The following is a 13,036-nucleotide window of genomic DNA, read 5'->3' as shown; positions in this document are numbered from 1 at the left end:
CAGCACAGGATCATGCCCATGCCCAAGAGTAGCGCCGCTCGTTATTTCGCCCCCACCCCCACACGGAGTTATTCCGCGCAACCGGCCGCGCGGAGCAATACGCCCAGCCTGCTCGACCTGGCACGCCAGACCCAGGCGATGCGCGCCAATGTCGCGCAATTCTTTCCCCGCGATGTGTTCCGCGATTCCGCCTGGGACATGATGCTGGAGCTGTTCATCGCCGAGCAGCAGGCCCGGCCGCTCTGCGTCAAGGAGTTGATCCTCGTGTCGGGGGAAAGCTCGACCAGCGCGCTGCGTCGGATCGACCGGCTGGAGGAATCGAACCTCCTTCGCCGCCGCACCGACCCGACGGATCATCGCCGCCTGATCGTCCGCCTGACCCAGCGCGGCACCGACGCCATGACCGCGATGCTGCGCCATCTCTTCCTGACGATGAGTGACGAACCGCATTACGGCCAACGGAGCGGCAAGCCGGACTGATTGCCTGGCCACCCCTCCCCTTCAGGGGAGGGGCCAAAGCCCTATCATGCCGCCAGCGCCAGTAGCGCGAAGGTGGCGAGCCAATGCTCGCCCATATAATTGTCGCCGATATGCGGCAGGCTGGCGGCCAGATGGTCGGCGGCGGCCGCTTCCGCCCGCGCCGCCACCGGATGATCCGCGCCCAGCTTGCCCGCGATCGTCCGCCAGCACCAGGCGCGGCTGAGGTTGAGGCCGTCGAGATGCGCGATCTTGCCGTCGTTGCGGTCGGAGACGATGGCAGGGGTGAACAGGGTGGCAGGCTCCCCCTCCCCCACGCGCGGCAGGAAGGCGTCAAACCAGTTGCGGAAGCTCGGTGCGTCGAAGACCCGGCTCATCACGAGCGCCTCGGTCAGCGCAGGCGACAGGAATTCGTCACCGCCCGGCTCCCAGGCCTGGCAATCAATGTCACGGTCGAACCAGGTGATGACGCTCTGCGCGATCAGCGAGCGCAGGCCGTTGTCGCGCCCCTCCGCCCAATCCCAGGCCAGGGTCAGGGCAAAGCTGGTGTTGAAATGCGTTCCGACGCGAAGCGGATAGGTCAGGCGCGGCAGGAAGGTGCGGAAGCGCTCCGCCAGGAACAGGGCGAAGGGCTCCAGCGCCTGAGCCCAACCGGCATCGTGACGGCTCGCCTCGTCATGCAGCGCCAGCAGCCAGGCCCAGCCATAGGGCCTCTCGAACCCGCCAGCGCTTGGTCGTTCGAAATAGGCGATCTCGGCCGCGACCTTGTCGGGCACCAGCATCGCATCGGCACGCGCGCGGACCTCGGCGGCAATGGGCAGATCGGGATAAAGGCGGATCAGCCGGAGCAACTGCCACCAGCCATGGACGCAGCTATGCCAGTCGAAGCTACCATAGAAGATGGGATGCAGTTCGGACGGCGTCCGCGCATCCTCCGGTCCTTCGAGCGCGTGGCTGAGATGATTGGGATATTCGCGCCCGACATGGCCCAGCGTCATGCTGGCGAAGTGTTGCGCTGTGGCTGGGTCCAATCGGGTCACGCGATCATTCCGTAAAGCAGGAGGATGTTGAAGACGAGCAGCAACAGCGCGGTCGGTGCCTGGGCCCGGATAACGCCGTACTTGTCCTTCAGCCCGAGCAAGGCAGCCGGCAGCAGGTTGAAATTGGCCGCCATGGGGGTCAGCAGCGTCCCGCAAAAGCCCGCCAGCATACCCACCGCCGCCACGATCGCCGGATCGCCGCCGGCACGCTGGATCAGCAGGGGCACGCCGACCGCCGCCGCCATCACGGGAAAGGCGGCAAAGGCATTGCCCATGACGATGGTGAACAACGCCATGCCCAGCGCATAGGCCAGCACCGCGCCGATCACGCTGCCCGCCGGGATGATCGTACCGATCAGCGTGCCGACCACCTGCCCCACTCCCGCCAGCGCGAAGACCGCGCCCAGGCTGGCGAGAAGCTGCGGCATCACCGCCACCCAGCCAATATCGTCGATCAAACCGCGCCCGGCAACAAAGGGCTCGGCCACCCGCGCCTGAAGCAGCGCGCGACACAGGATCAGGGCGATGATCGTGCCCAGCGTCAGCGCGACCAAGGTCGCCTGCTTGGGATCGACCAGCGCCGGCACCTGCTTGAACGCGAGCGTGCCGAGCAGCGCGACCGCCGGCACGATCAGCGCGGGCAGGAAGACCTTTGCGCCATGGCGGTCCTGTGGCGGGGCGACGGGCTCGGAACGACGCATCCGGCCCGAGGCGGCGATAGCGACCAGCACCAGGACGAGCACGCCATTGCCGATATCGCCCAATCGATCCCCCGCCAGGAAGGACAGCGCGATCAGTCCGTGGAATGCGCCATTGGCCCAACGCCGATCTCGCAGGCCCGAGAGGGCGAAAATCGCGAAGACCACGCCGACGACCGTATAGACCAGGTTAAGCCCGATCACGACTTGGCGCCCCGCCGCGACAGCCGTCGATCTAGCAGCAGCAACCGCGCACCATGGATCATGAATGCCGCGATCGCGGTCGGGATCGCCCAGATGGACAGCTGGAACGGCTCCAGATGGATGCCATAGCCATCGAGCACACCCTTCATCAGCAGGATCGATCCGATCGCGATGAAAATGTCCTCGCCGAAGAACAGCCCGACCGTGTCGGTCGCCGCCGCCATCGCCTTGACCTTTTCCGCCGTCTCGGCGCTGCCGTCGCCCTGGCGCTCGGCGGCGGCCTCGGCCATCGGCGCGACCAGCGGACGCACCGTCTGCGCCGGCCCCGCGACCGAGGTCAGGCCCAGCGCCGCCATCACCTGGCGGAAGAGCAGATAGCCGATCAGCAACCGCCCGGTCGTCGCACCGCGCAGGCCCGCGACCAGCGCCCGCGCGCGTTCCTGCAACCCCCGCCGCTCCAGCAGCGCGATGACCGGCAGGATCATATAGACAGCGGTGACATAGCGCGTCTCGTTGAAGGCATGGCCAAAGGTCGCCAGCACCCGCACGGGATCAAGCCCCGCCGCGAGCCCGGTGACCGCCGCCGACACGATGATGACCAGCAGCGGATGCGCGCGGAGCAGGAAGCCGCCGGCAATGACGACGATCCCCGCCAGCACCCACATCAGCGCAGGCTTCCATAGCCGCCGCCGCCGGGCGTCTCGATCACCAGCACGTCGCCGACCTCCATGTCGATCCGCGCAGTGGACGCCAGCGGCTCGATGCCGCCATCCGCCCGCTCGACCCGGTTGACGCCGACCTGCCCGTCCGCGCCCCCGGCCAAGCCGAAGGGCGGCACGACGCGGCGGTTGCTGAGAATGCCGGCACGCAGCGGCCGCAGGAAGCGGAGACGACGGACGGTGCCGTCGCCGCCGTGCCGCTCGCCCGCCCCGCCCGATCCGCGCCGGATCGCGAACTGCTCGAGCAGCACGGGGTAGCGCGTCTCCAATATCTCGGGATCGGTCAGGCGGCTGTTCGTCATATGCGTCTGGATGGCATCGGCGCCGTCATGGCCCGGCCCCGCGCCCGCCCCGCCCGCGATCGTCTCATAATATTGATAGCTGTCGTCGCCGAAGGTCAGGTTGTTCATCGTCCCCTGACTGCCCGCCATCGCGCCCAGAGCGCCGAGCAGTGCGTCGGTGACCACCTGGCTGACCTCGACATTGCCGGCGACCACGGCAGCGGGGGCGCGTGGGTTGAGCATCGATCCTTCGGGCACGATGATCTCGACGGGGCGCAGGAAGCCTTCGTTGAGCGGCACCGCCTCATCGACCAGCAGGCGCAGGACATAGAGGACGGCGGCACGGGTGACGGCGAGCGGCGCGTTGAAATTGGTCGGCCGCTGTTCGCTGGTGCCGGTAAAGTCGATCACCGCGCTTCCCTGTGCCGGGTCGACGCGAACCGCCACCTCGACCGCCGCGCCGTCGTCCAGCGCATAGCGGAAATGGCCGTCGGACAGGGTCGCGATCATTCGCCGCACCATCGCCTCGGCATGCGCCTGGACATAGGCCATATAGCGGGTGACGACGCCTTCGCCCTGCTGCGCGGCGAGTTGGCGCAACCCATCGGCTCCGCGCGCGCAGGCCGCGACCTGCGCGGCGAGATCGGCGATGTTCTGGTCGATGTTACGCGCCGGATAGGGGCCGCTGGCGAGCAGCTCCCGGATGGGCTGTTCGCGCAGCACGCCGTCCTCGACAATCAGCATATCGTCGAACACCACGCCTTCCTCGGCCAGCGTCCGGCTGTCGGGTGGCATGGAGCCGGGCGTGGTACCGCCGACATCGGCATGATGCCCGCGTGCCGCGACATAATAGACCGGCGTCTCGCCCCCGGCGAAGACCGGCATGATGACCGTGATGTCGGGCAGATGGGTGCCGCCACGATAAGGATCGTTCAGCGCATAGACCTGCCCCTCGCGCATCGTGCCGGCGCGATTGGCGATGACGGTGCGGATGCTCTCACCCATCGATCCCAGATGCACGGGGATATGCGGCGCGTTGGCGACCAGCCCGCCCTCGGCGTCGAACAGCGCGCAGGAAAAGTCCAGCCGCTCGCGGATATTGACCGAGGCGGCACTGCGTTGCAGCGCGGCGCCCATTTCCTCGGCGATCCCCATGAACAGCCCGGCGAAAATCTCCAGCCGCACCGGATCGACCGCATCGTCCGCCGCCTGCGCGGCGCGCGCCTCGGCACGTTCGAGAAGCAACGTGCCGTCGCTCAGCACCCGCGCGCGCCAGCCGGGCTCGACCACCACGGTCGACACCGGATCAAGGATCAGCGCCGGACCGGTCACGACCCCATCCACCGCCAGCCCTTCGCGGGCATGGACCGGCGCCTCGTGCATCGCACCGGCCAGATACATGGGCACGCTGGCCACCGGATCGGCCGACCGGGCCGGCAGATCGGGCGCGGGCAGATCCTGGCCATCCTCCTCGGCGCTCGCCTCGACCCGCAATTGCTCGACGACCAGCGCATCGTCGCCGACAAAGCCGAAACGCTGGCGGTGTGCCGCCGCAAACGCCTCGGCCATGGCCTCAGGCGTATCCCACTGGACCGCGATCGTCTGGTCGTTGCGGGCATAGCGAAGCTGAGCCAGCGTCGTGATGCGGATCGCATCCGCCGCAACGCCCTGCTCGGCCAGTGCCGATGCGGCGGCGTCACGCAATTCGGCCAGCGCAGTGTGCAATCCCGCGTCCGCCAGCGGCAGCGCGACGGTCGCCTCGCGCACCACGCTGCGCGCCGCCAGCCCGATGCCGACCGCCGACAACACGCCGGCCAGCGGATGGATCAGCACCTGCTCCATGCCCAGCGCATCGGCGACCAGACAGGCATGTTGCCCGCCCGCTCCCCCGAAACAGGCTAGTGCATAGGAGGCCGGGTCCTCGCCGCGCGCCACCGAGACCGCGCGGATCGCCCGCGCCATATTGGCGACCGCGATCGCGACCATGCCCTCGGCCGCCGCGAACCGGTCCAGCCGCTCGCCAGTCGCCGCCGCCACCTGGTCGAGCAGCGCGTCCAGCGCCGCCTCGGCCGCCTGCCGATCGGGCGGCAGGTCGCGGTTCGGCCCGAACAGCGCGGGGAAGTAATCGGGCTGCAGCTTGCCCAGCACCATGTTGCAGTCTGTGACGGTCAGCGGCCCGCCGCGCCGGTAACAGGCCGGCCCCGGATCGGCCCCGGCCGAGGCGGGACCGACCAGCAACCGCCCGCCATCGAAATGACAGATCGATCCGCCGCCCGCCGCGACCGTGTCGATCCGCATCATCGGCACCGCGACGCGCACCCCCGCCAGCACCGCGTCGGAGCGCCGGTCATAACTCCCGGCATAAAGCGACACGTCAGTCGAGGTGCCGCCCATGTCGAAGCCGATGATGCGGTCGAAGCCCGCGCCTTGCGCGGTCCGCGCCATGCCGACGATCCCGCCAGCGGGACCGGACAGCAGCGCATCCTTGCCGCCGAAGCGATCGGCCGCGACCAGCCCGCCGCTCGACTGCATGAAGAGCAGTCCCCCGGCTGCCGCCTCGTCCAGCGATGCCTCCAGCCCCTGCACATAACGGCGCAGGACGGGCGACAAATAGGCATCGACCAGCGTCGTGTCGCCGCGCGCGACCAGCCGGATCAGTGGCGCGGTGCGGTGGCTGACCGAAATCTGCGTAAAGCCGGCCGCCTGGGCGAGATCGGCCAGCTTCGCCTCATGCGCCTGGTGCCGCCAGCCATGGACCAGGACGATCGCCACCGATCGAAGACCCTCCGCATAGGCCTTGGCGAACGCCGCCGCCGCGGCCGCCTCGTCGAGCGGGGTCAGCACCGTGCCGTCCTCGGCGACCCGCTCGTCGATCTCGACGACCTCGGCGAACAGCGGCGGGGCGCGGCGGATATCGCGCGCGAAAATATCCGGACGATCCTGATAGCCGATCGTCAGCGCATCGCCGAAACCGCGGGTGATCGCCAGCAGCACCGGCTCGCCTTCGCGCTCCAGCAGCGCGTTGGTCGCGATCGTCGTACCGATACGGATGGTGCAAGGCTGAAGCGGGCCGTCGCCGGCCCCCGTCAACTGCCGGATCGCCGCCTCCGCCGCGTCATAGCGCCGCTCCGGATCCTCCGACAGCAGCTTGGCGGTGACCAGCGTGCCATCAGGCCGCCGTGCCACCACGTCCGTGAAAGTCCCCCCGCGATCGATCCAGAACTGCCATTCTTTCATAGGTGCAAGGCATGTCATCGATTGTCCCGCATCGCTAGAGGGTATTTTGTATCCGATGTACGATTTGACTTTGTGCTGATGGCTGTTCCCGTGGGCCCGACATGAGCAGGCCGCCACCCGCAAGGATGAGTACCTTCCAAAGGGCGACACCCCTTCACAACGCTTCGTATGTCCTCCTGTCAGCGGGTCGGTTTAGTGCAATCCGCCAACATCCGAGCATCCCGTTTGACCTTCGGCGACGCCGCGGTCATCACTCGGGGATGGATCGCTTCTTGTCTCGTCGCGAAACCCTGGCCGGGTTTGCCGCCGTCACCGCTTCGACCGCCCTCCCCGCAGCCGCGCCGGCGGATGGCGTACCGGCTTTGCTCGACCGCCTCGCCTGGCAGTTGCTCGACCTGCTCCCGGAGCGGGCGACGACGCTGGGCGTCGACAGCGGGGCGCATGCCGATCTGCGCCGCCGCCTGGAGGATCGTTCGCCGGCGGGAATCACGGTGCGGCAGCGCGTCCTGACCCAGGCGCTGGCGGAGCTGGCCCGAGTGCCGCGTGCCGGGCTCGATCCCTCGACCGCGACGAGCGTCGCCGTGGTGGAAAGCGCCTTCCGCACCGCGCTCGATGGCATGGCCCTGCCTTATGGCGTGGCAACGATCGGCGACTGGCGCAACACGCCCTATGCCGTCGTCCAGAATGTCGGGTCGTGGCTCGACGTGCCGCAGATGCTCGACGGTGATCAGCCGGTGCGCGACAAGGCCGATGCCGAGGCCTATCTCGCCCGCCTCGCCGCGATGCCCGCGCAATTGGACGGCGAAACCACCCGCATCCGTCAGGCGCGCGGGATGGGCGTCGTCCCGCCTTCCTTCCTGCTCGACAAGACGATCGCGGGCATGACCCGCACCATTGCCGAGGCGGCGAATACCGATGGTCCGCTCGTCGGCCCATTGGCGCGCAAGGGGACAGCCATACCCGGCGACTGGGCTGCGCAGGCGGCGCGTATCGTCCGCACCGCCATCGTGCCCGCGCTGGAGCGGCAACTGGGCGAGCTGCGCGCCGAACGCGCGGTGGCGACCGATGCGGCCGGGCTGGGCACGCGCCCGCATGGCCCCGAATGGTATGCCTGGGGCCTGCGCGCCGGCACGACGACCCGGCGCAGCGCGACCGAACTGCACGCCATGGGTCGTGCCCGCCTGACCGACCTTCAGGCGCAGATGGATGCGATCCTGCGCCAGGCCGGACTGACCCAGGGCAGCGTCGCCGAGCGCACCATGGCCTATCAGCGGCGTCCCGGCATCGGCTTTCCCGATGGCGACGAAGGCCGCCGCCAGATCGTCGCCTATATGCAGGGTCGGATCGACGCGATCCGACCCAAGTTGCCGCAAGCCTTCCGGCGGCTGGCACGCGGCCATCTCGAAATCCGGCGTATGCCGCTGGCGCAGGAGCCGGGCGCGCCGGCCGCTTATGGCGGGCCGGGGACGATCGACGGCAGCGTGCCGGGCAAGGTCTGGGTCAATCTCGGCGATCCCTCGATCCACAACCGTGTGACCATTCCCGACCTCGTTTATCATGAGGGGATACCGGGCCATGTCTGGCAGGGCGAATATGCGCAGGCCCTGCCGCTGATCCGCTCGATCCTGGCGTTCAACGCCTATTCGGAAGGCTGGGCGCTCTATGCCGAGCAGCTCGCCGACGAGCTGGGCATGTATGAGGGCGATCCCGCCGGGCGGTTGGGTTATCTGATGGGCCTGGCCTGGCGGGCGGTGCGGTTGATCGTCGATACCGGCATCCATGCGCTCGGCTGGTCGCGCGACAAGGCACTGGCCGAATTCATCGCCGCCACCGGCCTGCCGCGCAGCAATGCCGAGAGCGAGGTCGATCGCTATTGCGCATGGCCGGGCCAGGCCTGCGGATACGAGGTCGGCCGCGCCGAGATCGTCGCGCAGCGGGCCCGCGCCAAGGCAGCGCTGGGCGCGCGCTACGACCTGCGCGATTTCGACCAGGCGGTAGTCGATGGCGGCAATGTGCCGCTCGACGTGCTGGCGGGCAATGTCTCGCGCTATATCGCGGGGGCGTAGCGGCCGGGAACGCCGCCCCCTTCCCCTGGCGAGGCTTTCCGGCCTATCCATGACCCAAAGCCATGAAAACATGCCGTTTCTGGGATGGAACGGCACGAGGGGGGAGACGATGCGATGCGAATGATGCTGACCGTGGCGATGGCCGCGATCCTGCCCTTAAACGCGCCCGCCATTGCGCAAGGGCCCGCGCCGATCGCCAAGACCGACCGCGGCGCGGTGCGCGGCGGCATCGAGGACGGCGTGGCCAGCTGGAAGGGCATTCCCTTCGCCGCGCCGCCGGTCGGCGCGCTTCGCTGGCGCGCGCCGCAGCCAGCCGCAGCCTGGACCGGTGTGCGTGACGCGACCGGCTATGCCCCCGACTGCATGCAGGTCCCCTTCCCCAGCGATGCCGCGCCGCTGGGCACCAAGCCCGCCGAGGACTGCCTCTACGCCAATGTCTGGAAACCGGTGACGGCCAAGGGCAAGCTGCCGGTGGTGGTATGGATCTATGGCGGCGGCTTCGTGAATGGCGGGGCGTCGCCACCGACCTATTCGGGTGCCGACCTCGCCAAACAGGGCGTGGTCTTCGTCAGCTTCAACTACCGCGTCGGCCGGTTCGGCACCTTCGCGCTGCCGCAGCTGACCAGGGCAAATGCCGATGGCGGGCGGCTGGGCAATTATGGGATCATGGACCAGATCGCCGCGCTGCAATGGGTCCAGCGCAACGCGGCGGCCTTTGGCGGCGATCCGGCCAATGTCACGATCATCGGCGAAAGCGCAGGCGGCATGTCGGTGCACATGCTCAACACCTCGCCCTTGGCCAAGGGGCTGTTCCACAAGGCCTTCATCATGTCAGGCGGCAATGGCCGGTCGGATGGCAGGACGCTGGCCGATGTCGAGCGGATCGGCGCCAATTTCGCGCGGTCGAAGAATATCGATCCTGACCGCCCCGATGCGCTCGACCGGCTGCGCCGCCTGAGCGCCGAGGAGGTGACCGACGGCCTCAACATGATGGCGCTGTTCCGGCCGCCGGCCGGTCCGCCGACCAACAGCGGGCCCTTTGCCGATGGCAAGGTGGTGGTCGACATGGGCCCCGCTTATGCCAACGGTCGGTTCGCGCGCGTGCCCGTCGTCGTCGGGGCGACCAGCGCCGACATGGGGGGCAGGACCGGCTTCATGATCGCCGGTGCCCGCGAAGTCGCCGGGCTGCTGTCGGACAAGCGGGCGCCGGCGTGGGAATATCGCTTCTCCTATGTCGCGGACTCGGTCGGCCAGCCAGGGGCGCAGCACGCGACCGACATTCCGTTCTTCTTCAATACCGTCGCGATCAAATATGGCGACAAGGCCACCCCGCGCGATCGGGCGATGGGACAGGCGATGAGCCGCTATGTCGTCCGGTTCGCCAAGACCGGCGATCCCAACGCCCCCGGTCTGCCGTCCTGGCCCGGCTATACCCGCGCCGGTGACCACATCATGGACTTCACCCCGGACGGCAAGGCAATCGCCGGCGCCGATCCCTGGGGCGCGGAGATCGATGCCCAGATGCTCAAGGCGTCGCCCCCGTCGCAATAAGGGACTCTCTAACGCCACGATGCCATTGCCGTGGGCGCCGCACCCCGATACGCGGCTTCCCCTAGTTGTTCTTTGATAAGTATGTCGGCATTAGCGCGACTTCGGGGGCAAGCCGGCAAATGGGGGCCGCGAGAGTGGCATCGAACATCAGAGCATTGGTGCTCGCTATGCTCATGCTGTTCACCGGGCTGATCCCGGCGGCGGCATCGGCGGCGAGCATCGATTTACGACAATCGGCGTGCGTCGCGATCCTGCCCGATTCCGCTGCCCAAGCGGATGTCATCGCCGCGCATTATGAGTGCGGCCCCGATGCGCCGAGCCGTGGCCCCGAATGGACCTGGCTGAAGCTCGATGCGTCGCGCCTGGGTTCGCTGCCCGCCCATTGGAATCTGCTCGTCGATCAGACCCGGTTCGATCGGATTGCGGTGCTCGTCGTCGGCCGTGAGGGCACCACGCAACTGGTCCGATCGGCCTATAATCTGCGCGGCTATTGGGCGCCGGGCGGCCTGCTGAAGTTCGGCATCGCCCAGCCGGGGCGCGATATTCGCGGCCTGTATCTGGGTTATCGGTGGATCGACGACCTGTCGCTGATGCGCAAGGTCGTGGCCGAGCCGGGATCGGCCATCGCGCACCGCGATATCGCATGGCTGATGCTGATGGGTTTGTTCGCGGGGACGCTGCTCTCCGCCGTGCTCTACAATCTGGTCATCCATACCGGACAGCGATACGCCTTTCAGCGCTGGTATCTGCTCTGGGTCGTGGTCGCCCTGATCTATGGGCTCACATGGACCAATACGGCGGCGCTGCTGATCCCCGACCTGGTCGGGCCCTTGGCGGTGCGGCTGGACTTCATGCTGGTCGGCCTGATGGTCGCGGCGTGCAACATGTTCTTCTTCGCCGTGGTCGAGGAAGGGGTGCTGCCCCATGGCCTGGCGCGGGTCGGCCGTTTGCTGGCGGCGGCCGGTGTCGTGACGGGGATCACCGCCGCTGCCGATATGTGGCTGCCGCCAGTACTGACCGATCGGCTGCTCAACTATGTGATCGCCGCCATGGTGCTGGTGGTCGCGATATCCTGCGGCATCGCGGTCCGACGCGGCAGCCGTGTGATCTGGTTCTACATGCTGGGCTGGGGGCCGGTGATCGCGCTGTTCCTGGCGCGACTGGCCCGCAATTTCGGATTTGCGCCGCAAAATGACGCGGTCGACATGGGGACCTTCGCCGCGCTCGCCTTCGAGGCGCTGATCCTGTCGCTGGCGATCGCGGACCGGTTCCGCCTGATCCGGCGGCAACTCGAAGTGGCGCGCCAGCGTCGCGAGATCGACCTGGCCGAGACCAAGGCGCTGCGCCTGGCCGCGCATACCGACTTTCTGACCGGGTTGGGCAACCGCGCCGCCTTTCAGGAGCAGGCGCAAGCGCTGATCGGCAAGGGCACGCCTTTCAGCCTGTTCCTGATCGACGTCGATTATCTGAAGGACGTCAACGACCGGCTGGGCCATGCCCTGGGCGATACACTGCTGCGCCATGTCGGATCGGCGCTGGTCCGGACGATCGGAGCGATCCCGGGCATTCGCATCGCCCGCATCGGTGGCGACGAATTCGCCATTCTCTGCCCCGGTGACCTGTCCATGGAAGCCGAGCTGGCAGATATGTTGAGTGATCTACAGGGCGAGATCTGGCATCCGGGCGACCGCAACCGCACCCTGTCGTTCAGCTTCGGCTCGGCACGTTATCCGGACGATGCCCAGGCGCTGGACCTGCTTTATCACAATGCCGATCTGGCGCTTTATACCGGCAAGCGGCTCGGCCGGGGTCGGTATGTCCGGTACGACCCGCTGCAACGCAGTCTGCGCGATCTTCAGATCACCTTTGCCGACGATGCCGAGGATGCGATCCGGCGCGGCGAGTTCGCGCTTTATCTGCAACCCATCGTCTCGCTGACCGACGAGATAGTGTGCGGGCATGAGGCACTGCTGCGCTGGAACCATCCGCGCCATGGCCATATGACCCCCGATCGCTTTGCCGATGTGCTGGTGGCGGAGCGGATCGGCCCGCTCATCCAGGACCATGTGCTGGAACTGGCCCTGACCCTGTTGCGCGACCATGGCGAGCGGCTGGGCGTGTTGAGCGTCAACTTCACCTCCGCCCAACTGGCCGGGCCGCGATCGGCGCAGGGGGTGATCGACCGGCTGGCGCATCACGGCATCCCCCCTACCCGCCTGTGCGTCGAGGTGACCGAGGGCGTGATGCTCGACCGCGCGGCCGACAGCATCCTGGGCAATCTGCGCACGCTGCATGAGGCCGGGGTGGCCATTGCGCTGGATGATTTCGGCACCGGTTACGCCTCGCTGGTCCATCTTCGCCGCCTGCCGGTCGATCGCATCAAGATCGACCTGTCCTTCGTCGCGGGCATCGACCAGCCCGATGGCGGCATGCTGGCCATCGTCCATGCGATCGTCGGGCTGGGCGTGGGGCTGGGCAAGGTCGTCGTCGCGGAAGGCATCGAGACGGAGATGCAGGCGCTCCAGCTCCGCGAATTGGGATGCCATCTGGGCCAGGGTTTCTTGTACGGACGCCCGGCACCCCGGGAAGCCATCGAGCCACCCGCCTTGCCCGCTCCCCTCCGCCTTCCGTCGGCACCGTCGCACAGCCGGAATGCGGATCAGGCCCTGCCGCCGCAACGGTCCTCAGCGAAAGCGACCAGCGTTCGATAAATCCTTGGTGTCGCGGCGTTTCTGGAAAACTCGCGGCAAGTTTCACGTCCCT

8 protein-coding genes are annotated in these 13,036 nt (G+C 67.9%); 4 read left to right on the top strand and 4 right to left on the bottom strand.

All coding sequences use genetic code 11. The annotated features are described in order from the left end of the window. Nucleotides 1-18: 18 nt before the first annotated feature. Nucleotides 19-480 (top strand): helix-turn-helix domain-containing protein, encoded by a 462-nt coding sequence (locus SP6_RS02315; protein WP_007405931.1) that lies wholly within the window; start codon nucleotides 19-21, stop codon nucleotides 478-480. Nucleotides 481-524: 44 nt separating this feature from the next. Here the strand turns inward: SP6_RS02315 and SP6_RS02310 are convergent, their stop codons facing one another. Genes SP6_RS02310 through SP6_RS02295 form a run of 4 tightly spaced genes read right to left on the bottom strand, consistent with a single transcriptional unit; the run spans nucleotide 525 to nucleotide 6,656 of the window. Then, nucleotides 525-1,517: a DUF2891 domain-containing protein gene (locus SP6_RS02310; RefSeq protein ID WP_037569224.1), complete on the bottom strand. Its 993-nt coding sequence runs from the start codon at nucleotides 1,515-1,517 to the stop codon at nucleotides 525-527. Then, nucleotides 1,514-2,419, bottom strand: a complete 906-nt coding sequence (locus tag SP6_RS02305) for a DUF979 domain-containing protein (protein ID WP_007405865.1) — start codon at nucleotides 2,417-2,419, stop codon at nucleotides 1,514-1,516. Before SP6_RS02305 ends, SP6_RS02310 begins: the two co-directional genes overlap by 4 nt. Next, nucleotides 2,416-3,084 (bottom strand): DUF969 domain-containing protein, encoded by a 669-nt coding sequence (locus SP6_RS02300; RefSeq protein WP_007405932.1) that lies wholly within the window; start codon nucleotides 3,082-3,084, stop codon nucleotides 2,416-2,418. Before SP6_RS02300 ends, SP6_RS02305 begins: the two co-directional genes overlap by 4 nt. Then, nucleotides 3,084-6,656: a hydantoinase B/oxoprolinase family protein gene (locus SP6_RS02295; protein WP_007405894.1), complete on the bottom strand. Its 3,573-nt coding sequence runs from the start codon at nucleotides 6,654-6,656 to the stop codon at nucleotides 3,084-3,086. The genes SP6_RS02300 and SP6_RS02295 overlap by 1 nt, the downstream gene beginning before the upstream one ends. Before the next feature lie 260 nt (nucleotides 6,657-6,916). Between SP6_RS02295 and SP6_RS02290 the strand changes: the two genes are divergently transcribed. The 3 genes from SP6_RS02290 (at nucleotide 6,917) to SP6_RS02280 (ending at nucleotide 12,984) form a co-directional block, all read left to right on the top strand. Beyond that, a complete protein-coding gene (locus SP6_RS02290) occupies nucleotides 6,917-8,722 on the top strand; it encodes a DUF885 domain-containing protein (RefSeq protein WP_007405906.1) in 1,806 nt (601 codons plus the stop codon). Between the two features lie 114 nt (nucleotides 8,723-8,836). Beyond that, nucleotides 8,837-10,273, top strand: a complete 1,437-nt coding sequence (locus SP6_RS02285) for a carboxylesterase/lipase family protein (RefSeq protein WP_037569256.1) — start codon at nucleotides 8,837-8,839, stop codon at nucleotides 10,271-10,273. Between the two features lie 134 nt (nucleotides 10,274-10,407). Beyond that, nucleotides 10,408-12,984 (top strand): putative bifunctional diguanylate cyclase/phosphodiesterase, encoded by a 2,577-nt coding sequence (locus SP6_RS02280; protein WP_113667942.1) that lies wholly within the window; start codon nucleotides 10,408-10,410, stop codon nucleotides 12,982-12,984. Nucleotides 12,985-13,036: the final 52 nt, after the last annotated feature.

It is taken from the genome of Sphingomonas paucimobilis NBRC 13935 (assembly GCF_000739895.2).
GTDB lineage: Bacteria > Pseudomonadota > Alphaproteobacteria > Sphingomonadales > Sphingomonadaceae > Sphingomonas > Sphingomonas paucimobilis.
Note: the sequence above shows the minus strand (reverse complement) of the source record. Positions and strands in the feature narration are given on the sequence as shown.